The sequence below is a fragment of the Lentzea sp. NPDC055074 genome (assembly GCF_053608005.1).
In genome coordinates this window covers 325,615-346,210 of record NZ_JBSGUQ010000004.1, presented here as the reverse complement: position 1 = coordinate 346,210, position 20,596 = coordinate 325,615, and the positions used below count along the sequence as shown (strand labels likewise).

Below are 20,596 nucleotides of genomic sequence, written 5' to 3'. Positions count from 1 at the left end.
CGCAACACTATGGGCCACCTGTCGGTTACGGCGGGTGGCCCTTTGCGTTGAGGATCGATCACGTGAAAACCATCGCCGGACTGGTCGGACTGACCGCACTCGCCCTCACCCTGAGTCCCGCCGTCGCCCACGCGCAGGACGCGAACTGCTACGACACCACCGTTGCGCTCACCGTCGAGGAGCAGCGGCTCGACGACACGCTGGTCACGGGTGGCCCTGCCGTCGGCCCGTCACTGGTGGAGCTGGCCGGGTTCGACGGCCGCGTCACTGACTTCACCGCCAAGCTCTGCCGCCAGGTCGCGCCGAAGCAGGCGCAGCAGTTCGTGGAACGCGAAGGCAACGCGCTGTGGAAGGCCGCCGTCGCCCGCGCGCAGAGCACAACGCCTCTGGCGCACGACGCGTACGACGACCGCCCGCTCTACTGGGCACGGCTGCAGCTCAGCTCCGCGCTGCGCCAGTGGAAGCCTCGGTTCGCGGTCTCACCGGCCGACCGCGCGACGCTCATCCAGAAGTTCGACTGGGCCTCGCGGGGCCTGAGCGACTCGGCGTTCCCCAGCAGGCCCGGCGTGCGCAAGGTCGCCGTCACCGGCTTCGACCCGTTCCAGCTCACCGGCGTGAACGTGCGCCGCGCCAACCCGGCCGGCGCCGCCGCGTTGCAGCTCGACGGTCGTGAGATCTCCACGCCGACCGGCAAGGTCGTGCTGCAGGCGGCGGTGCTTCCCGTGCTGTGGGGCGGGTTCGACGAGGGTGTCGTCGAACGGTTCTACGGCTCGGCGTTGCAGCAGAAGCCCGACGCGTTCGTGACGATCAGCCAGGGCAGGCCCGGCCGGTTCGACGTCGAACGGTGGGCGGCGCGCTGGCGCGGCGGCTTCGCGGACAACAACAACGTCAGCTCGTACGGCAGCGTCCCGAACGCGGCGGGCTGGCCGCAGCCGACGACCGAGTTCATCGAGACCTCGCTGCCGTTCCAGAAGATGATCGACGCGGGCACCGGCCCGTTCGCGGTGAACTACAACCCGGCCTTCTGCGAGTGGGTCGTCGTCGGTTCGCAGCAGTCGTGCCGCACCGACCAGCCGACGCCGGGCAGGATCGCCGCGTCCGGTGGCGGCGGTGACTACCTCTCCAACGAGAGCATGTACCGCGCCAACAGGCTGCGAACCGGTTACGGCGCAACGAACGTCCTCGGCGGACATCTCCACACGCCGGTGCTCGGGCAGCCCGCCGACCCGGCCGCGCTGACCGATCCGGCCTTCGAAAAGCAGCGTCGGGACATCGCCGATCAGGTCAAGGCCCTAGTCTCTGTGGTGTGACTCGTGTGCGGCTGGCGGTGGCAATTGTCCTGAGCGCGTTGACCCTGTCCGCGTGCGCGATCCAGGTGGGTGGTCAGGCGGTCCCCGGACCGATGCCGTCCACTGCCTCCGCCTCCGCGCCGACGCTGCCCAAATCGGGGCAGTGCATGAACGCCTACGAGCTGAAGGTGCTGCAGTGCACCGAATCGCACGAGGCCGAGGTCATGAGCGTCGGTGAGCTCACCGGCCTGCCCACGACCTACCCGGACACGCAGGCGCTGCGCAAGGCCGCGCTCCCGCCGTGCCGCCAGACGCTCAGCGAGTACCTGGGCAGCGGCGACTCGGACTCGACGCGCCTGCGGGTCTGGGCGTTCTGGCCGAACGAGCAGGGCTGGAAGGACGGCCAGCGCTGGCGGCTGTGCACCGTCGTCGAGATCAGCCCGGACGAGAAGCCGCTGGCGCGCAAGGGTTCCGTGAAGGACGCGCTGAAGGGCAGCGGCTTCGGCACCTTCCAGACCTGCACGCAGGGTTCGCCGTCGAAGGACCAGGAGGTCAAGGTCGTCGCCTGCACCGCCGCGCACATGGCGGAGGCGGTGCCCGGTGGCGTCGTGTCGCTCGGCAAGTCGACCGACCCGGCTCCGTCCAAGGAGCAGATGAACTCGATCGCGAACGACAAGTGCACCAAGGCCGTGCACGACTACCTGGGCTCGACCAAGCGCTCGGACGTGTTCCCCGCGTGGCGGAACCCCGGCTCCCAGGCCTGGTCAGAGGGATGGACCAACGCCGTCTGCTACGCGGAGGCCACCAAGACCTTCAACGGCACCCTCCTCGGCATCCGGGACAACCCGCTCCCGAACTGATCCGGCGATCACGACCATCACCACGGCAGCCAGGGACAGCACCAGCATCGCGACTCCTGCGACTCCCACGGCACACCTCCCTCTCCGCCTCGGTTGACGATCTTTGTGACCGCCATCACATACCTAGGACGTTCCCGGAAGGGGCCAGGTTCATTCCTGGAGCAAGACCATTTCGACGCCCTGGGGAGAAGTCCCCAGGCTTGTCCACAGCTATCCACAACATGTGCACAAAGCAGTCCACACCTGTGGACAACTTCGTCTCATGTGGATGATGAGCTGCGCGGACTCAGAGAAAATTGCTGCACAGGGCCACGCCGGCCACCCCGCCGACGGCTAGACCGGCGAGGAACACCACCGCGAAGCGCCACCACGGCGTGCGGGCCGGCGGAGCGGGCGGGACCGGGTAGTAGCGCACGATGCCCGTAGTCGGACCGACCTCCACATCACGCGTCGAACCGTCGAAGTGCAGCCCGCCGGGGAAGTCGTCCTGAGTCACCCGACCAGTAGTACCTCAAAAAGAAGCCCCACCGGTCGCCGTTGACCGATGGGGCTTCAAAACACCTCGGGCTACTAGCCCAGGCGCTGCTTCAGGGCCGCCAGCTCGTCGCGGAGCGTGGTCGGGACCTTCTCGCCGATCTTCTCGAACCACTCCTCGACCAGCGGGATCTCGGCACGCCACTCGTCGGCGTCGAACTCCAGCGAGGCGTCGATGTCCTCACGCGAGCCGTCCAGGCCCTCGAGGTCGAGGTCGGCCGCGGTCGGCACGTAGCCGATGGGGGTCTCGACAGCGGCGGCCTTGCCCTCGATGCGCTCGATGGCCCACTTCAGCACGCGCGAGTTCTCGCCGAACCCGGGCCACAGGAAGCGCTTGTCGTCGCCGCGACGGAACCAGTTGACGTAGAAGATCTTCGGCAGCTTGTCGGCGTCGGCGCGCTTGCCGAGGTCGACCCAGTGCTGGAAGTAGTCACCGGCGTTGTAGCCGATGAAGGGCAGCATCGCCATCGGGTCGCGGCGGACGACGCCGGTCTTGCCGACCGCGGCGGCCGTGGTCTCGGACGACAGCGTGGCGCCCATGAAGGTGCCGTGCTGCCAGTCGCGCGACTCGGTGACCAGCGGGATCGTCGTGGCGCGACGGCCACCGAAGAAGATCGCCGAGATCGGGACGCCGTTCGGGTCCTCCCACTCCGGCGCCTTGATGTCGCACTGCTCGATCGGCGTGCAGTAACGGGAGTTCGGGTGCGAGCTGAGCTCCTCGCTGTCCGGCGTCCAGTCCTGGTGCTTCCACGAGGTGAGGTGGGCCGGGGGCTCGCCCATGCCCTCCCACCAGATGTCGCCGTCGTCGGTCAGCGCGACGTTCGTGAACAGCGAGTTGCCCTTGGCGATGGTGCGCATCGCGTTCGGGTTGGTGTGGTAGTCGGTGCCGGGGGCGACGCCGAAGAAGCCGTTCTCCGGGTTCACCGCGTACAGGCGGCCGTCCTCACCGAAACGCATCCAGGCGATGTCGTCGCCGAGCGTCTCGACCTTCCAGCCGGGGATGGTCGGCTCCAGCATGGCGAGGTTCGTCTTGCCACAGGCCGACGGGAACGCGGCGGCGATGTAGTACGCCTTGTTCTCCGGCGAGGTGAGCTTGAGGATCAGCATGTGCTCGGCGAGCCAGCCCTCGTCGCGCGCCATGGCCGAGGCGATGCGCAGCGAGTAGCACTTCTTGCCGAGCAGGGCGTTGCCGCCGTAGCCGGAGCCGAAGCTCCAGATCTCGCGGGTCTCCGGGAAGTGCGAGATGTACTTGGTCGTGTTGCACGGCCACTGCACGTCTTCCTGGCCGGGCTCCAGCGGAGCACCGAGCGAGTGCAGCGCGGGGACGAACGGCGCGTCCTCACCGAACAGCGCGAGAGCCTTGGTGCCCATGCGGGTCATGATGTGCATGGAGACGACGACGTACTCCGAGTCGGTGATCTCGACACCGAGCATCGGCTTCTCCGCGTCCAGCGGGCCCATGCAGAACGGGATGACGTACATCGTGCGGCCACGCATGCAGCCCCGGTAGAGCTCGGTCATGATGGCCTTCATCTCTGAAGGGTCCATCCAGTTGTTCGTCGGGCCCGAGTCCTCCTCGCGCACGGAGCAGATGTAGGTCCGCTCCTCCACGCGCGCGACGTCCGTCGGGTCCGAGGCCGCCCAGAACGAGTTCGGCTTCTTCTTGAGCGGCACGAACGTGCCGGCGTCGACGAGCTTCTTCGTGAGACGGTCCCATTCGCCCTGAGACCCGTCAGCCCAAACAACCTCATCGGGGCAGGTCAGCTCAGCGACTTCCTGAACCCATGCGAGCAGACGCGCGTGGTTGGTAGGTGCGTGTTCGAGACCGGGAATGGTCACTGCCGTCATCTCGTCTCGTCTCCTGACTGAACGCCTCGGCAACCCGAGCACGTGGTGGTCCGGTGCAGGACTTCGTCGTCCTCGGGAATAGCTCACGACGCCCGGTGGGGCCGGGCGTACGTGGAAGGGGATGGACCGAGGTTAGCCCGGTGAATGGCAGGTAAAGCACCCCCAGCCTGTCGCTTCCCTCACAAAACCGATTCTGGAATCGATTCAGCACTCGGACGGCGTTAAGGCCGGCTTGAGGTGGGAAAAACACAAGAGGCCCCGGTGCGGTTCTCACCACACCGGGGCCTGTGACCTGCGCTTCAGTTCTGGGATCAGTTCGGGCTGATCCACTGCCCCGTTGTGGAATCGATTCGGACGACTCCGTCGAACCGTTCTTCCTCGAGCCAGTCGTCCGACTCGTCCAGAATGCCGCTCTTCGAGTCCGTCACGTACCGGCCGTCGGCCTCGATGTGCCCGTGCTCGACCTCGACCCAGTCGTCGCCGCGGTGCTCCGACATCGTGACCTCGCCGGATCGTGTGATCTCGGTCGCCACGTCGGCCTTGCCGTCGCCGTTCTTGTCCGTGAACAACCACGTGTCGCCGGCGTCGTCCCGGACGACCGCGGTGTCGGCCTTGCCGTCTCCGTCGGTGTCCTCGGTGGCCTGCCCGACGTTTCGTTCACCCTCGTCGGTGTCCACGACAATCGCCTGAGTGGGAGACGAATTCGTCTTTTCCTGCTGCGAGTCGTTCGGGTCGACGGCGACCCACTCACCGGAATTCTCCTCGAACCGGGCCTGGCTCAGGAGATTGCCGTCCTTGTCGAACGTGCTCATCAGATCGGCGTCACCGTCGCCGTTCGTGTCGGTGAACGCGAGATGGCCACCGTCATCCGTCTCGACGACGGCGGAGTCGTTCACGCCGTCGTGGTCGAGGTCGAAGGTGACGTCGGCGGTGTACTCCTCATCCTCGACGGTGACCTTCAGTTCGGCGTCGGCCGCACCGTTCTCGTCGATGTACACCGGGACACACCTCCTACCTGCTCATGTACCGGTATGACCTACGTTATGCCGGTTTGGTTCCATCGCCAACCACAACGGCCAAGCCGGGAGCACGTCGTGAACGATCTGCCCGAGATCAGCTACTCGGCGCGAACGAGCGAGTGCGAGCTGGAGGCGACCACCGCCTGCTTCGAGCGGATCGCCGACCTGATCGACTCGGGCGCCGGCCGGATCGCGGCGGCGGTGCACGACCCCGCGCCGTACGACACCGCGCTGGCGGGGTTGACCGTACGCCGGTCGAACGGGCTGGTCAGGGTGCTGGTGAGCGATCAGGAGCTCGTCGTCGAAGGTGGTGCCGAGTCGCTGGCCGTTCTCGCGGACAGCCTGCGCGGGCCGGTCGACCTCGTCAACGGCCGCTACCACGTGCACATCGAGTACTTCCCCGACCACTTCTACCTCGCGGAGGACTCACACCCGCTGGTCGTGAGCTGGGTGGCCTAGGCGCGGTCTCGCACCGAGCGGATGCGGCCGAGCAGTTCCTCGGCCTTCGAGCGGCCCTGCTCCACCTCGGCCAGCTGACGGGTCGCCGCCTGCAGTTCGCGGCCGCGTTCGCCCGCCTCCATCCGCAACGCGCGGTCGACCTCGCGCAGTTCGGCCTCGATGGCCTCGATGCGCTTGGCCAGGGCCTCGTCCAGCGCGAGCGACAGGGCCTGCTCGGCCTCGATCAGCTGCTCGGCGGCCAGCTGGTCCACTGTGGAGCGCGCGTCGGCGATGGCGTCGGAGAGCCACTGCTTGACGTGCTGCTTCTCGGCCGTGTGGGTGCGGGTGCGGGCCATCCACCAGCCCGCGCCGAGGCCCAGGGCGATGGTGACGGGCAGGACGATCGGGTTCAGCGCGGCGATGCCGAGGCCGGCCAGGGGCATGACGGCGAGCTTGCCCGCGCCCAGGCCGCCGGAGACGCCCATGAACACCAGCAGCTTGTCCTCGGCCGTCGGGGGGCGCTTCTCCTTGGGGCGCAACACGACCGGGGGTTGCTCGCCTCGTGCGAACTGACCTCGGATCAGGGTCAGCTCCTCGGCGGAGAACAGGGTGGCCAGCACCGCGTCGGTGACCTGGGAGAGGCGCACGGACAGGGCTGTGGAGATGCGGGCGGAGACGACCTGCAGTGCCGTGTCGACCTGCTGCGGCAACCCGGCCAGGGCGGTGCGGTCGGCCGCGTCGATGGCCTGGCGGTACCAGGTCTGCAGGTCGCGCATCTGGCGGGAGATCTCGTGGGAGTTCTCGATGCGGGCTCGCTGGATCTCGCCGCGCAGCCTGACCTGCCAGCCTCGGGTCGATGATCGGCGTTCGGTCTGCAGCTCTTCTCGGCGGGCACGCAGTAGTGCAGCCTCGTCCTCGCCCACGGACAGAGCGCGCTTCTCGTGCTCCAGGCGGATCTCCAGCTCTGCCAGCACCGTGGACAGCGCGCGCAGGGCGTTCGCCTCGGCCAGCATTCCGGCGCGGCCCGTCACGAGCTCCTGCAGCGCGGTCTGCAGGGCGGAGATGCCGGAGCGTTCGCGCAGCATGGAGGCCGCGTCCGGGTTCGGGGCCTGGGCGGCCATGCCGAACATGCGGGACGACACGGGGTACCAGGTGGCGTCGGCGAAACGGGGGGCGTGCTCGGCGAGCAGCGCCTGGTTCGCGTCGAGGACCTGGCGCCAGCCCCGGTACTGGTCGGTCTTGGTGAGGGCGAAGACGACGGTCTCGACCCGGTCGCCGACCCGCTTCAGGAAGTCCAGCTCACCGCGCGTGAACGGCGACGACGCGTCCACGACGAAGATCAGTGCCGTGGCCGAGGTGACGGCCTCCAGCGCCAGTTCGCCGTGCACGGACTCCAGGCCGCCGACCCCGGGAGTGTCCACGACGGACATCCGTTCGAGCAGCGGGATCGGGGCGTCGACCTCGACGTAGCGCGGGGGCAGCTCGCCCTCGGGCAGGTCGTGGGCGGCGGAGACCCAGTTGATCAGCGCGGGCAGCGGGAAGCCGACGGGCGCGAGCAGGCCGGGGTAGCAGGCACGGGCCGCCCAGGCCGGGCCGTGCTGGAAGACGAGGTACGTCGAGGTGGCCACGTCGGCGTCGACCGGCGAGAGGCCCGGGGCCGACAGCAGGGCGTTGACCAGCGACGACTTGCCCCGGTTCGTCTCGCCGACGATCACGACCGACGACACCTCGGGTGCCGCCCGGCGCGTCACCCAGTCGGCCATCGACGGGTCCAGCTCGCGCACGAGAGAGGTGAGGCGTTCGCGCGTCTGCCGGACCGTCTGCGAAAGGTTGCTCATCGGGCCGTGTAGACCGTCACGATCGGAGCCCGCAGCACGCGGCCTCGGTCGCTGAATCCCGGCACCTCGGTCTCGGCGACCTTGCCCTGCAACGACAGGTCGTCGGTCGGCAGGGTGCCGCCGGCCTCGTGCTGCGACGGGTCGAACTGCTCACCGTCCGCCCGCCACGCCGTGACGCCTATGGACGACAGACCTTCCTCGATGCGTTGGACCACACCCGCACTGGCGCGGTCCAGCGCGTACAGGCACAGCTGGACCAGGGCGCGGCGCTCGGCCAGCGCCTGGTCGAGCAGCTCGTCGGCAATGGTCTCCACACCGTTGTCCGACGCCAGATCAGCGGGTTCGGTTCCGTTCGTGCTCATCGGTGCCCCCCAGCACGTAGTTGCTGCCAGATGAGGAAATACGCCCGGTGGACGACGTGCGCCACCCGAGCCTGCGCCGGAGTCGCGCCGAAGGAGGCAAACGAACGCCACCACCCGGCCCGTTCCAGCGCGAACGCGACCAGCTCGGCGCCCGGTCTGCCCGGCATGCCCAGCCGTGCGGCGACGTCCGGGGTGCCCCCGACGCGCAGCACCTCCTCCGTCAGGTCCGGGGCCAGGACGACCGCGCCGGACGAGACCAGCGTCAACGCTTCCAGCAGCCGCAGCTGGTGGGCCTCGGGCCGGGCCAGCAGGACCTCGATCGCGTCGTGCACGCGCTGCCGTTCACCGGCGTCAGCCGAGGCCAGCGACGTGACGGAGGCCAGCGCGGCGGCGGCCTTGATCCCGTCGGCACGGGCCCGGAAGACCGCGTCCAACCGCGCGCGGACCTCGGCGAACCCGGACGCGTCGAACAGCACCCGCCGCAACGCCCCGGCGGGCAGCGCGGGTTCGGCGTCGAGGGCCTGGAGCGCCTGGCCGATGCCGTAGAGGTCGAGCTTCTCCAGCAGCCGGGAGCGCACACCGGCCGCGACGTCGCACTCCCACGACGTGAAGAGGTCGCCGGACATCAGCATCATCGTGCGGGTGTCCGCGTCCAGGGCGGCCAGAGCCCGCAGCGCCTCCGCGTCCGCAGACGTGAACTCGCCGGTCTCCGCGGACTCGGCGAGCAGGCTGATCACCGGCAGCACGTCCGCGACCCGCGGCTTGAGCAGGTCTGCCTGCTTCGCCGCGAGGATCTGCGCGGCCCGCCAGACGTCCCCCTCCGAGCCCTCGACGGTCTCCGGCGCGACGGCGTCGACCTTGTTCAACGCGGCGATGGCGTTGACCGGCCCCGCCTCGCGGGACGCGGTCGCGGCGGAGAAGGCGGCCAGCGTCGAGTGGTCGTCCGCGCGCACGCCCTGCGTCACGACGTAGAGAACGGCCTCGGCACCCGCGACCGCGTTACGCGACACGGGATCCAGCAGTTCCTCGGTGCGGGCGACCGAATCCGCGTCCAGCGAACCGAGGCCAGGCGTGTCGATGACGGTGATGTCGCGCAGCACGGCGTTCGTCAGGTACGCCTCGATGTGCGAAACGCCTGCAACGCCAAGTGAAGCGGGGATCATGCCGTTGGCGTCGAACGGCAGCACCTGCCGTCTGCCGTCCCGCAGCACGACTTCGATGCGGTCGACCGTGCCGTACTGGTAGCGCGTCACGAGCCGGGTGCACTCACCGATGTCGGTGGGCGCGACCCGGCGTCCGATCAACGCGTTGACCAACGTCGACTTGCCGGACTTGATCCGGCCGGCTACCGCGACCTGCAACGGGGCGTGCAGCCGGCGCAGCACCTCCTGGAAACCGGCGGCGGTCTGCGGAGAGACCTGCGACTGCAGGGCAACGCACAAATTGGCCACGGCCGCACACAGCGGACCGGCCAGCTGTTGTCCCTGCAACGCCGTCACGAGCACTGATCGTGCCACGGTTTGTGTGCGTGCGTGCGCGGGTAGCCACAGCGCATGGGTGACAGCTACGTGACGTTCCTAGTGCTGGGGATCGTCCTGGTCGTGGTCGACGGCCAGCTGATCTACCACAGCGGCAAGGGATACCTCCGGCGCGCTGCGTACGACGACGAGCAGGCCAGCGGCATGATGAAGCTGACGGCCGTGCTCTTCCACCTCGTCGTGCTCGGCCTGCTCGCGTTGGTGTCGACCATCGAGGTCGAGACCGGTGACGCGGTGAAGGACATCGTCGTGAAGCTCGGTTTTGTGCTGTTGCTGCTGGCACTGGCCCACGGGGCGACGATGGCGATCCTGTCCAGGATCCGGGATCGCCAGATGCAGCAGCAGCTCGCTGACCAGATGGCGGAAGAACACCGGATCTACGAAGAGCGCCAGGAAGAACGTCAGGCGCACATCAGCGAACCGCGACCCGCACCCAAGATCGAGTCGCCTTACTCACCCAAGTAATGGGCTCGCACGGCGTTCAGTGCCTCCCCCTCACTGGCGCCGAGTGACCGAGCGATGGCGACGAACTCCGCCGCGGCGGCGGAGAGCGGGTCCGGTGCATGCGAAGGCAGGGCAGCCACCACGGTGCCCTGCCTTCGTCCTGTCGTGATCACGCCCGAGGTCTCGAGCTCCCGGTACGCCCGTGCGACGGTGCCCGCGGCGAGTCCGAGGTCCGCGGCGAGCTGACGGATCGTCGGCAAGCGCGAGCCGACCGGCAGCACACCGCCGTTGATCAACCTCACCAGCTGGTCGCGAACCTGACGCCAGGGGGCGACACCGTTCTCGACGTCGACGACGATGCGGGGAGCGGTCACCACGCAATCTTCTTGGACACGACGTTCGTGTTGGCCATCATCACCCAGGCGAAGATGCCGAGGAACAGGTATCCGCCACCGACGAGCACCAGGACCATGGCCGCGCCGATGCCCGCCGACACGTGCACGCTGCGGGTGCGCAGGACCCGGTCGACCTCCTCGTCGCCGTCCACCGGACGGGCGACGGCCGCCCACATGACCGTCGCGACCGCGGCCACGGACACCACGAACACGGGCAGCTGCCCGATCTGAAGGGTCACGACGAGCCACACCAGCGCGAACACCACGATCACCGCGTACGCACCCAGCACGTACCGCGAGGCGATGTCGAACAGACCACGCGGAGCGAGCGAGGCCACCCGCTCACGGCCCTCGCGCGGCAACGACAGCGCGATCAGTTCGGCCAGCAGCGTGCCGCCGAGCACGATCGCCGCGAACGATCCCAGGCCGCGACCGCTGGCGAACGGAACGAACGACATCCCGACGAAGAGCCACGGGTAGAGCAACCGCCGCCGCTTGAGGTACCGGATGGCGTCGTCGACCTGCGCGGGCGTCGGATCCGGCACCTTCCAGCTCTTGAGCAGACGCTTGCCGGTCGACTGCGTCGGCCACAGGACGACCAGCAGCACCAAGCCGGCGCCGGCCGGCGCCAGAACGTCGTACATGGCGAATCCCCCGAACTTTGTACCAACTCCTCGACACAATAACTCACACTGAAGTCGTACGCAGCGTCAACCCGTGGCGCGACGCGCGGAAGTTCGGCCCGCACCTAACCTTGTTCAGTGCGACGGTTCAGCCTGTGGATGAAGGCTCATCCGGCGTTCGGGGACTCCCTGATCGCCGGGATCCTGCTGCTCTTCGACATGGGCATCGCGGTCACGGCGGTCGACCAGGGAGTGTCGTTCTCCGCCTATCTCGCGGTGACGCTGCTGATGCTCGGGCCGCTGCCGTTCCGCCGCTACCACCCGCTCGGCACCAGCTACCTGATCCTCGCGGGCGGGTTCCTGCAGCTCTTCTCGCACGGCGGCGTCAACGGTCTCCCGGTGCGCATGTCCGACTTCGCGCTGGCCATAGCGCTGTACACGCTCGTCGCGTACACGACCCGCAAGACGGCGCTGATCTACCTGGGCTGGCTGCTCGCGGGCACGCTGCTCTGGGCGATCTTCCAGGTCGGCGAGATCCAGGCCGTGTTCCTGGTGTTCCTGGTCCTCGTGATCTTCGGGTTCAGCTGGGCGATGGGCGAGTTCATCGGCGCCCGCCGGGCCTACCAGCACGAGATGGAGCAACGGCTGGTGCTCCTCGAGACCGAACGCGACCAGCAGGCCAAGATCGCGGTGGGCGAGGAGCGGTCCCGGATCGCGCGCGAGCTGCACGACGTCGTCGCCCACGCGGTGAGCGTGATGATCGTCCACGCCGACGGCGCCGCGTACACGATAAGGACCAAACCGGAGGTGGCGGAGAACGCCGTCCGGACGATCGCCGACACCGGCCGCCTGGCGCTGACCGAGATGCGCCGCCTGCTGGGCGTGCTGCGCAGCGAGGACGCCGAGACGCAGTGGGCTCCGCAGCCCGACGCGCGGGGCGTGGTCGAGCTCGCGGAGAACACCCGTGCCGCCGGCGTCCCGGTCCGCCTGGAGATCAACGGCGACGTGGACGACCTGCCCGTGGGTGTCGGCCTGAGCATCTACCGGATCGTGCAGGAAGCACTGACGAACACCATCAAGCACGCCGGAGCGGGCACGACCGCCATGGTCCGCCTGGCGCGCACGCCGGAAGAGCTGCGGCTCGAGGTGACCGACAACGGGTTCGGCACTCCCCACGACGTGGTCAAGGTGTCCGGCGGCAACGGGCTGATCGGCATGAGGGAAAGGGCAGCGGTGCTGGGCGGGGAGTTCGAGGCGGGCCCCAACCCCGGCGGGGGCTGGCGCGTGCGCGCGACATTCCCGCTAGCCGCATAGGGTGATCGAGTGATTCGGGTGCTGCTGGTGGACGACCAGGAACTCATGCGCATGGGGTTCCGCATGGTTCTGGGCGCGCAGGAAGACATCGACGTGATCGGCGAGGCGGCCGACGGCCTCGACGCCGTGCAGATGGCCGACAAGCTCCGGCCCGACGTGGTGCTCATGGACGTCCGCATGCCCGTCATGGACGGTGTGGAGGCGACCAAGCGCATCGCCGAGGCCGACTCGGCGAAGGTGCTGGTCATGACCACCTTCGACATGGACGAGTACGCCCTGTCGGCGCTGCGCAACGGCGCCAGCGGGTTCCTGCTGAAGGACACCCCTCCGTCCGACCTCGTCTCGGCCCTGCGCGCGGTGGCCTCGGGTGACGCGGTGGTCTCGCCGTCGGTGACGAAGCGGCTGCTCGGCCGGTTCCTCGGCGACGGCGGCGGCGAGCTGCGGGACGCCTCGATGCTCGACGTGCTGACCGAACGCGAGCGCGAGGTGCTCGTGCTGATCGCGAAGGGCCTGTCGAACACCGAGATCGCCCGCAAGCTGTTCCTGTCCGAGGCGACGGTGAAGACGCACGTCGGCAGGATCCTGGCGAAGCTGGAGCTGCGAGACCGGGTGCAGGCCGTGGTGCTGGCCTACGAGACCGGTCTCGTCCGCCCCGGCGATGCCTAGGGCGTGTTTCCCGGGTCCTGTCCGCGACAGTCGGGGCTGAGGCGGCCCCTGGAGGTGCGGGCGGCCGACCCGAATACAGCACCGGTATGCGGGTCGGCCGCCCGCACCGCCAGGAACCACCTCCGCCGCGACTCTCGTCGAACGAGACCCGGGAAACACGCCCTAGCGGTACTTCTCCGGGTCCGCGTCGACGGTCTTGCCCTCCATGCGCGGCTTCACGACGTCGTCCCACCAGTGGCCCCAGTCGGGCTGCGTGCCGTCGAGGTCCGTGAACCCGTACTCGCGCTTGAGCTTCCACGACGAGAGGCACTGCCCGGCGAACCGCCTGCGGTCCTCGTCCGCCGCGAGGTGCGCGATGCCGCGGCCGAGGTAGTGCGGCGTCTCGGAGATCGCGTAGTCCGGCACCTTCTCGATCGCGTCACGCCAGTTCTGCTCGGTGACGCCGAACGTCTCCAGCATCTGCTCGGAGCGCAGGAACCCCGGGGTGGCCGCGAGTGCCGTCACGTTCGGGTGGTCCTTCAGGTCCCTGGCGAGCACCTCGCCGAAGCGGCGCACGGTGTTCTTCACCGCGTCGTAGGTGAGGTTCACGAAGTACGCCTCGCCGTCCTCGCCGTCGGTCACCTCGACCACGAGCCCGTCGTCGGACCTGAGCAGGATCGGCATGAGCTTGTGCAGCGCCACGAGGTGCGTCTCGACGCCGTTGCGCCACATGTGCAGCTGCTTGTCGAGGTCGTGCTCCCAGAACTTGCCCCACTCGACGAGGTTCTCGCCGCCCCACGCGTTGTCGACGAAGATGTCGAGCTTCTCGATCCTCGCGGCCAGAGCGTCCACATCGGACGGGTTCGTGAGGTCGCAGCGGACGGCGATCCCCCTGCCGCCGGCCGCGTCCACCAGTTCGGCGGTCTCCTCGATCGTCTCCGCCCGCCCGACCTCGGACTGCTGCTCCCGCGTGGTCCGGCCGGCGACGAACACCGTGGCCCCCGCCGCTCCCAGCTCGACCGCGATCGCGCGTCCCGCACCACGTGTGGCGCCGGTGACGACCGCGACCTTCCCGCTCAGATCGGGATCATTTCTTGCAGACACGGCGAGTTCCCCTTCCCTCGTGCCAGGAGAGGACGACCATCCCGTCGCCCTCGACGGTGAGCTGCACGACCTCCGTGACGTCGAACCGGAACAGGTCGATCTCCTCCGGCTTCGGCCGCCACTCCGTGCGCTCGAACAGCTCGTCCAGATAGGTCTCTTTGTCGGTCCAGAACTCGGCGGTGCCGCTGATCTTCGCGTCACCCGCCTCCGTCATGGACGCGGTCGTCGACATGCAGTGCAACGCGAACCTCGGGTCGCGCCGCAAGTCCTTCGACTTCAGCGAGTCGGGCATCATGCCCGCCCACAGCTCGCCGCGGCTGAAGTCCGGTTCCACGCCGCTGATCCGCGGTGAGCCGTCCTTGCGCAGCGTCGCGATCAACGCGTGCCGGTCCGCGGCGAACCGCGCCTGCACGAACGCCGCCATGTCGGGCTGTTCGGCCGCGAACTCCGCCCAGGTAGCCATTTCAGCGCATCCCTTCCAGCACCAGATCGATGTCCTCGCTCATGCGCGCCAACAGGTCGCCGCGCGGGCGGACCGACCAGTCCATCGAGATCCCGTAGACCAGCGCGGCGAGGACGCGGGCCGCGTTCGGCGGCAGGTCTTCGGCCGCGCACAGGATCTCGAGCTCCTCTTCCAGCGCCGCGTAGTGCAGGGCCAGCAACGCACGCAGCTCCGGGTTGATCAGGTCGACGCCGAGCTGCGCCAGGTTGTTCGTGGCGACCACCGGGTCGGCGAGCCGGTCGAACCACATCATCAGCGCGGCGCGCACGCTGCCCGCCTCGCGCATCCGTCGCACGACCTCGTCGGTGCCCGCCTTCGTGAGCGCCTGCAACAGCCCGCTCTTGGAGCCGAACCGCTTCGCCACCGCCCCCACCGAGACCCCGGCCTCCGCCGCCACGTCCGCGACGGTGAACTCCGGCCCGCGCCGGTCGATGACGGCCGCGACGGCGTTCAGGATCCGTTCGTCGGTGATGGTGCGAGGTCGTGCCACGCAGTTAGTGAACCACAATTCACTAACCTTCGCCTAGGGTGGTGTCACGTGACCTGGAGACCGCGACTGATCGCGCTGGACATCGACGGAACCCTGACCCCGGTCGGCTCGAACGAGATCTCGCCCGCCGTGAAGGCGGCCATCACGCGGGCCACCGACCACGGCGCCCACGTCGTGCTTTGCACTGGTCGCAGCCTCATCGGCATCAGCGCCGTCGCCGCGCAGCTGCCCGTCTCGCACGCGTTGTGCTCGAACGGCGCGGTGTGGTGGGACCCGGCGACCGAGTCGGTGACCAAGCGGACGACGTTCGATCCGGGCCCGACCATCAAGACGCTGCAGGCGCTGCTGCCGAACTCGGTGTTCGCCGTGGAACGCACGGGCGTCGGCAGCCTTTCACTCGGCGAGTTCCTGCCCGGAGACCTGTGGGGCGAGACGGCACAGGTGACGTTCGAGGAGATGGCGGTGCCCACCCCGCGGCTCGTCATGCGCTGGCTCGACCACACGCCGGCCGAGCTGTCGTTCGCCGTGCGGGAGCTGGAGCTGCCAGGTGTCGAGTGGTCCGTCGACCACACCGAGGCGTGGCTGACCGCCGTGCCGCCGAACGTCTCGAAGGGCGCGGCGCTGGATGAGCTCTGCGCCTCGCTGGGGATCTCGCCGGCCGACGCGCTCGCGATCGGGGACGGGACCAACGACGTCGAGATGCTGACGTGGGCGGGGTTGGGCGTCGCGATGGGACAGGCGCCGGCGAGCGTCCAGGCGATCGCGGACGAGGTGGCGCCGACCGTGCTGGAGGACGGCGCCGCCCAGGTGCTGAACCGCTTCTTCCCCGCCTAGGGGTTCGGGACGAACACGCTCAGCCGGTACGTGGTCGGGTGGTCGACGGGGATCAGTCGGAGACGTTCTGCACGGCGACGACCTTGTCGATCTTCACCCGGACCACCATCTCGCCGGGCACGCCGTTGCGCTCGGCGTACGCGTCGGCCTGGTCGTCGCCCATGTACCGCGCGGCCGTGCGACCGGCCCAGTACTTGAGCTGCTCGACGTCCTCGTCCACCACGGCCTGGCCGGTGATGGTGACGAAGTTGAACGGCGGGGTCTCGTCGTCGAAGCACAGGGCCACCCGGCCGTCGCGCAGGATCGACTTGCCCTTGATCGTGTCGCGGGCGGTCAGGAAGACGAGGTCCGGGCCGTCGAGGTCCACCCAGACCGGTGCGACGTGCGGTGACCCGTCCTTGCGGGTGACGGCGAGCTTGGCGGTGCGGGCGGGTTTGGCCAGGACGAACTCGCGCCACCAGCCGTCGGGCGCCTCCGTGTATCCCATGTGGCTCATTCAACTACGACGGAGGTAGCGGCACCGGACGACGGAAGTTGACGCAGACCGCAGACCGCAGGTCGATGTGCGAGCACCCCTCGGAACGACAGAGTGATCCCATCACCGAGAGGGGAAAGCCCATGATCGAGGCAATCGGCCTCACCAAGAGATACGGCAGGACGGTCGCGGTCGACGACCTGTCGTTCACCGTCCAACCTGGACGGGTGACCGGATTCCTCGGTCCGAACGGCGCCGGCAAGTCGACCACGATGCGCATGATCCTGGGGCTCGACCGTCCGACGGCAGGCCGCGTGCTGATCGACGGGAAGCCCTACACCGAGCTGAACCGTCCACTGCAGACGGTCGGCGCGCTGCTCGACGCCAAGTGGGTTCACCCGAACCGCTCCGCCCGCGCTCACCTGCGCTGGCTCGCCAAGTCCAACAACCTGCCGAAGAACAGGGTTGACGCGGTGCTCGAGGCCGTCGGCCTCACGCAGGTCGCGGGCAAGAACGCCGGCGGGTTCTCGCTCGGCATGTCGCAGCGGCTGGGGATCGCCGCGGCACTGCTCGGCGACCCGAAGGTGCTGCTGTTCGACGAGCCGGTGAACGGCCTGGACCCCGAGGGCATCCTCTGGATCCGCACGTTCATGCAGAACCTCGCCGCCGAGGGCCGCACGGTCCTGGTGTCGAGCCACCTGCTGTCGGAGATGGCCCTCACGGCCAGCGAGCTCGTGGTGATCGGCCGGGGGAAGCTGATCACGCAGAGCACGACGCAGGAGTTCATCGACCGTTCGACGGGTAACTCGGTCCTCGTGCGCAGTCCTCAGTTGTTCAAGCTCGGCCCGTTGCTCGTCGACAAGGGCTTCACGGTTCGTGACGGTGCGGACGGCTCGTTCTCCGTATCGGGTGCGACCAGTGACCAGATCGGGGACATCGCCGCTGCGAACGGTGTCGTCCTGCACGAGCTGAGCCCCCAGCGCGGTTCGCTCGAAGAGGCGTTCATGCAGCTGACCGGCGATGCTGTCGAGTACCACGCAGAGATCGGGAAGTGAGTCTGATGACCCTGTTGGCAGTTGAGAGAATCAAGCTCTTCTCGACCCGCTCGCCGTACTGGTGCAGCGCGCTCGCCCTGGTCCTCGGTGTCGGACTCACCGCGATCATCGCGGCCTCGACCGACAACGGCCAGCTGTCCCTCGGCGTCACGCAGTTCGGCAGCAGCCAGCTCGCGCTGTCCGTCGTGCTGGTGATGGCGGCCCTCGCGGTCACGACCGAGTACCGCTTCAGCACGATCCGTGCCACCTTCCTCGCGGTGCCGAACCGGACGTCCGCGCTGGTCGCGAAGACCGTCGTGGTGGCGTTCATCGCCGGTGTCCTCGGCGAGATCATCGCGTTCGGCTCGGTGGGCATCGCGAAGGTGCTCTCGCCGGCCTCGGACCTCGCGATCAACACGAGCGGCGAATGGCGGCACGTGGCGGGCGTCGGCCTGCTGTACGGCATCGGCGCGATCATCGCGATCGCGGTCGGCATCCTGGTCCGCCAGACCGCCGGCGCCGTCGCGATCCTGCTGGTCTGGAACATGCTGCTGGAAGGCCTGATCGGGATCATCCCGAAGGTCGGCGTGAAGATCCAGGCGTGGCTGCCCTTCATGAACGCCAACCACTTCCTGCAGCTCGGCGGCGACAACATGGCCGAGCAGGCGGGGGCGGGCGTCGACTTCAAGCTGAGCCAGTGGGGTTCGCTCGGCTACTTCGCCGGAGTCGCGGTCGTGCTCCTGGTGGTCGCACTGATCGTCGCGAAGCGGCGGGACGCGTGACCCGTTCCGAATAAGGGGGAGAGGGGCCTGGGTCATCCGTCGGGGGGTGACCCAGGTCCCTGTCAGTTCTGTCGAGCGAACCGGGAGTGGTCATGATCGAAGCAACGCGGCTGCAGAAGCACTACGGCAAGACCAAGGCCGTCGACGACCTGTCGTTCGTCGTCCGGCCGGGACGCGTGACCGGGTTCCTCGGTCCGAACGGCGCCGGCAAGTCCACGACCATGCGGATGATCCTCGGCCTCGACACCCCCACCGGCGGCGACGTCAGGATCGACGGCAAGCACTACGCCCAGCTAAGCCAGCCGCTGCGCAAGGTCGGCGCGCTGCTCGACGCGAAGTGGGTGCACCCCAACCGTTCCGCGCGCTCGCACCTCAAGTGGCTCGCGGTCTCCAACAAGATCCCGGTCAGCCGGGTCCAGGAAGTGCTGGAGATCGTCGGTCTCACCGAGGTCGCGCACAAGAACGCGGGCGGGTTCTCGCTCGGCATGTCCCAGCGGCTCGGCATCGCGGGCGCGCTGCTCGGCGACCCCGAGGTGCTGCTGTTCGACGAGCCGGTCAACGGCCTCGACCCCGAGGGCATCCTCTGGATCAGGCAGTTCATGCACCGGCTCGCGGAGGAGGGCCGCACGGTGTTCGTGTCGAGCCACCTGCTGTCCGAGATGGCGCAGACCGCGCAGGACCTCATCGTGATCGGCAAGGGTCAGCTGATCGCGCAGACCTCCACCGAGCAGTTCATCGCCGACGCCACCCAGGACACGGTCCGGGTGCGGTCGCCGCACGCCGCGAAGCTGCGCGAGATCCTCGCGGCGCACGCGACGGTGACGGACGACTCGGTGAGCGGATCCCTCGTGGTGCACGGCATCCCGGCGCAGCAGATCGGTGAGCTCGCGGCGGAGAACCAGATCGTGCTGCACGAGCTCAGCCCTCAGCGGGGTTCGCTCGAGGAGGCCTTCATGCAGCTCACCAAGGAGTCGGTGGAGTACCACGCTCACTGAGCACGGGCTTGGGGCGCCGTGACCTGATGGCGGGCAACGCGATGAGCAGCCCGGTCATCAGCGCGGTGCCGCCCGAGACCGCGGCGATGAAGGGCAGCCGGTCGGACATGTCCACCGGCTGCTCGGACCGCTTCGCCGCGACCTTCGGAGCCGGTTGGGTCGTCGCGGGTTTCGGCGGCGGCAGCAGCGGGTTGCGTTCCACCGGCGGGAGCTGCGCGGTGAGCGCGCCCATCGGGTTGACCAGGCCGAACCCGGTCGTCGTGTCCCGGCCGGGCTCCGCGATGTCGGTCGCGGTCTTCACCAGCGCGTTGACGACGTCCTTCGCCGCCATGTCCGGGTGCTTCGCCCGCACCAGCGCGGCGACCCCGGACACGATCGCCGACGCCGCGCTCGTGCCGTCCATCTCGGCGTACCCGCTGGAGTAGACGCTCTCGGGGGCGACCGTCACGATGCCGACCGCCGGAGCCGAGAGCACCGTGTCCACGCCGACGTTCGACGACGCCCACGGCTTGCCGTCCTTGGTCGTGCCCGAGACCGCGATCACGCCGTTGATGTTGGCGGGCGCGGAGACCTCCTTGCCCTCGTTGCCGGTGGCGGCGACGAGGACGACGTCCTTCTCGATCGCGTAGTTGACGGCTTTGACCAGCGTCGGCGTCATCGAGCTGGAGAAGCCCAGCGACATGTTGACGACCTTGGCGCCGTGGTCGGCCGCCCACCTGATGCTCTCCGCGACGACGTCGAGCCCGAACTGCTCCTTCTCGTCGGCGCTGGCGATCGGCAGGATCTTGGCGCCGGGGGCGATGCCGAGCGCGCCGCCGCCCCGGCCGGTCGCGGCGATGATGCCGGCCATCCCGGTGCCGTGGCCGTCGGTGTCCTTCGTGCCGTCGGTGCCCTTGGACCTGCCGAAACCCGCTCCGGGCAGGACCTGCCCGGCGAGGTCGGGGTGCTGGGCGTCGACGCCGGAGTCGATCACCGCGACGATCACGCCGTCCCCGCGGGCCTGAGCCTGCGCCGAGTACACGTCGAGGGCGTCGAGGTGCCACTCCTGCTCCTCGATCGACTGCGCGGCGAGCAGCAACGGCAGCGCGACGGCGAGCGCGGGCAGCAAGGGCACGTCAGCTACATCGTGTTTCCAGGTCAAGGCGCAACGTGCCTGGCGTCACACGTTGCGTAAGAGAGCTGTTAACAACCCGTGAAAAGCCGCATTCTGGACATCCTTGGCGTTTGGATTCG

General features: G+C 68.8%; 23 protein-coding genes. 10 read left to right on the top strand and 13 right to left on the bottom strand.

Annotated elements, in window-relative coordinates:
• The first annotated feature begins 62 nt into the window (after positions 1–62).
• The gene (locus tag ACWF7A_RS12090; RefSeq protein WP_452250458.1) at positions 63–1,310 is read left to right on the top strand and encodes a hypothetical protein; all 1,248 of its coding nucleotides are present in this window, start codon (positions 63–65) and stop codon (positions 1,308–1,310) included.
• Positions 1,307–2,149, top strand: coding sequence for a septum formation family protein (locus ACWF7A_RS12085; RefSeq protein ID WP_452250457.1), 843 nt, complete (start codon positions 1,307–1,309; stop codon positions 2,147–2,149). The genes ACWF7A_RS12090 and ACWF7A_RS12085 overlap by 4 nt, the downstream gene beginning before the upstream one ends.
• Before the next feature lie 286 nt (positions 2,150–2,435).
• On the opposite strand, the gene ACWF7A_RS12080 is transcribed toward ACWF7A_RS12085, so the two are convergent.
• From ACWF7A_RS12080 to ACWF7A_RS12070, 3 genes are all read right to left on the bottom strand, one after another.
• Positions 2,436–2,645, bottom strand: coding sequence for a hypothetical protein (locus tag ACWF7A_RS12080; protein ID WP_452250456.1), 210 nt, complete (start codon positions 2,643–2,645; stop codon positions 2,436–2,438).
• 74 nt (positions 2,646–2,719) lie between these two features.
• Complete coding sequence (locus ACWF7A_RS12075) at positions 2,720–4,531, bottom strand: phosphoenolpyruvate carboxykinase (GTP) (protein WP_452250455.1); 1,812 nt, start codon at positions 4,529–4,531, stop codon at positions 2,720–2,722.
• A 311-nt stretch (positions 4,532–4,842) separates the two neighbouring features.
• A complete protein-coding gene (locus ACWF7A_RS12070) occupies positions 4,843–5,529 on the bottom strand; it encodes a hypothetical protein (protein WP_452250454.1) in 687 nt (228 codons plus the stop codon).
• A 96-nt stretch (positions 5,530–5,625) separates the two neighbouring features.
• Between ACWF7A_RS12070 and ACWF7A_RS12065 the strand changes: the two genes are divergently transcribed.
• On the top strand, positions 5,626–6,009 hold the full coding sequence (locus tag ACWF7A_RS12065) for an Imm32 family immunity protein (protein ID WP_452250453.1): 384 nt from the start codon (positions 5,626–5,628) through the stop codon (positions 6,007–6,009).
• Here the strand turns inward: ACWF7A_RS12065 and ACWF7A_RS12060 are convergent.
• Genes ACWF7A_RS12060 through ACWF7A_RS12050 form a run of 3 tightly spaced genes read right to left on the bottom strand, consistent with a single transcriptional unit; the run spans position 6,006 to position 9,705 of the window.
• Positions 6,006–7,826 (bottom strand): dynamin family protein, encoded by a 1,821-nt coding sequence (locus ACWF7A_RS12060; protein ID WP_452250452.1) that lies wholly within the window; start codon positions 7,824–7,826, stop codon positions 6,006–6,008. The two genes, ACWF7A_RS12065 and ACWF7A_RS12060, sit on opposite strands and share 4 nt — an antisense overlap.
• On the bottom strand, positions 7,823–8,188 hold the full coding sequence (gene grpE / locus ACWF7A_RS12055; RefSeq protein WP_452250451.1) for a nucleotide exchange factor GrpE: 366 nt from the start codon (positions 8,186–8,188) through the stop codon (positions 7,823–7,825). The genes ACWF7A_RS12060 and grpE overlap by 4 nt, the downstream gene beginning before the upstream one ends.
• Positions 8,185–9,705, bottom strand: a complete 1,521-nt coding sequence (locus ACWF7A_RS12050) for a dynamin family protein (protein ID WP_452250450.1) — start codon at positions 9,703–9,705, stop codon at positions 8,185–8,187. The genes grpE and ACWF7A_RS12050 overlap by 4 nt, the downstream gene beginning before the upstream one ends.
• A 36-nt stretch (positions 9,706–9,741) precedes the next feature.
• On the opposite strand from ACWF7A_RS12050, the gene ACWF7A_RS12045 reads away from it, so the two are divergent.
• Complete coding sequence (locus ACWF7A_RS12045; protein WP_452250449.1) at positions 9,742–10,191, top strand: hypothetical protein; 450 nt, start codon at positions 9,742–9,744, stop codon at positions 10,189–10,191.
• Here ACWF7A_RS12045 and ACWF7A_RS12040 read toward each other — a convergent pair.
• Both ACWF7A_RS12040 and ACWF7A_RS12035 read right to left on the bottom strand, forming a co-directional pair.
• A complete protein-coding gene (locus ACWF7A_RS12040) occupies positions 10,176–10,544 on the bottom strand; it encodes a GntR family transcriptional regulator (protein WP_452250448.1) in 369 nt (122 codons plus the stop codon). The genes ACWF7A_RS12045 and ACWF7A_RS12040 overlap by 16 nt on opposite strands.
• Positions 10,541–11,209 (bottom strand): hypothetical protein, encoded by a 669-nt coding sequence (locus tag ACWF7A_RS12035; RefSeq protein WP_452250447.1) that lies wholly within the window; start codon positions 11,207–11,209, stop codon positions 10,541–10,543. Before ACWF7A_RS12035 ends, ACWF7A_RS12040 begins: the two co-directional genes overlap by 4 nt.
• Positions 11,210–11,326: 117 nt before the next feature.
• On the opposite strand from ACWF7A_RS12035, the gene ACWF7A_RS12030 reads away from it, so the two are divergent.
• Together ACWF7A_RS12030 and ACWF7A_RS12025 are read left to right on the top strand one after the other, a co-directional pair.
• On the top strand, positions 11,327–12,502 hold the full coding sequence (locus ACWF7A_RS12030) for a sensor histidine kinase (protein ID WP_452250446.1): 1,176 nt from the start codon (positions 11,327–11,329) through the stop codon (positions 12,500–12,502).
• Positions 12,503–12,511: 9 nt separating this feature from the next.
• Positions 12,512–13,168, top strand: a complete 657-nt coding sequence (locus ACWF7A_RS12025) for a response regulator transcription factor (RefSeq protein ID WP_355297838.1) — start codon at positions 12,512–12,514, stop codon at positions 13,166–13,168.
• A 162-nt stretch (positions 13,169–13,330) separates the two neighbouring features.
• Here ACWF7A_RS12025 and ACWF7A_RS12020 read toward each other — a convergent pair whose 3' ends face one another.
• From ACWF7A_RS12020 to ACWF7A_RS12010, 3 genes are read right to left on the bottom strand one after another with little or no spacing between them, the layout of a single operon-like run.
• On the bottom strand, positions 13,331–14,251 hold the full coding sequence (locus ACWF7A_RS12020; RefSeq protein ID WP_452250445.1) for an SDR family oxidoreductase: 921 nt from the start codon (positions 14,249–14,251) through the stop codon (positions 13,331–13,333).
• Positions 14,235–14,714 (bottom strand): pyridoxamine 5'-phosphate oxidase family protein, encoded by a 480-nt coding sequence (locus ACWF7A_RS12015; RefSeq protein ID WP_452250444.1) that lies wholly within the window; start codon positions 14,712–14,714, stop codon positions 14,235–14,237. The genes ACWF7A_RS12020 and ACWF7A_RS12015 overlap by 17 nt, the downstream gene beginning before the upstream one ends.
• A gap of 1 nt (position 14,715) precedes the next feature.
• Positions 14,716–15,243: a TetR/AcrR family transcriptional regulator gene (locus ACWF7A_RS12010; protein WP_452250443.1), complete on the bottom strand. Its 528-nt coding sequence runs from the start codon at positions 15,241–15,243 to the stop codon at positions 14,716–14,718.
• Between the two features lie 48 nt (positions 15,244–15,291).
• Between ACWF7A_RS12010 and ACWF7A_RS12005 the strand changes: the two genes are divergently transcribed.
• On the top strand, positions 15,292–16,077 hold the full coding sequence (locus tag ACWF7A_RS12005) for an HAD family hydrolase (protein WP_452250442.1): 786 nt from the start codon (positions 15,292–15,294) through the stop codon (positions 16,075–16,077).
• A gap of 52 nt (positions 16,078–16,129) precedes the next feature.
• Here ACWF7A_RS12005 and ACWF7A_RS12000 read toward each other — a convergent pair whose 3' ends face one another.
• Entirely contained in the window at positions 16,130–16,564 is a 435-nt protein-coding gene (locus ACWF7A_RS12000) for a PPOX class F420-dependent oxidoreductase (protein ID WP_452250441.1), read from the bottom strand.
• Between the two features lie 131 nt (positions 16,565–16,695).
• On the opposite strand from ACWF7A_RS12000, the gene ACWF7A_RS11995 reads away from it, so the two are divergent.
• The 3 genes from ACWF7A_RS11995 to ACWF7A_RS11985 all read left to right on the top strand — a co-directional run bounded on the left by ACWF7A_RS11995 (position 16,696) and on the right by ACWF7A_RS11985 (position 19,363).
• A complete protein-coding gene (locus ACWF7A_RS11995) occupies positions 16,696–17,607 on the top strand; it encodes an ABC transporter ATP-binding protein (protein WP_452250440.1) in 912 nt (303 codons plus the stop codon).
• Positions 17,608–17,612: 5 nt separating this feature from the next.
• Complete coding sequence (locus ACWF7A_RS11990) at positions 17,613–18,368, top strand: hypothetical protein (RefSeq protein WP_452250439.1); 756 nt, start codon at positions 17,613–17,615, stop codon at positions 18,366–18,368.
• Between the two features lie 92 nt (positions 18,369–18,460).
• Entirely contained in the window at positions 18,461–19,363 is a 903-nt protein-coding gene (locus ACWF7A_RS11985; RefSeq protein WP_452250438.1) for an ABC transporter ATP-binding protein, read from the top strand.
• Here the strand turns inward: ACWF7A_RS11985 and mycP are convergent.
• Positions 19,329–20,477, bottom strand: coding sequence for a type VII secretion-associated serine protease mycosin (gene mycP, locus ACWF7A_RS11980; protein WP_452250437.1), 1,149 nt, complete (start codon positions 20,475–20,477; stop codon positions 19,329–19,331). The two genes, ACWF7A_RS11985 and mycP, sit on opposite strands and share 35 nt — an antisense overlap.
• Positions 20,478–20,596 lie beyond the last annotated feature (119 nt).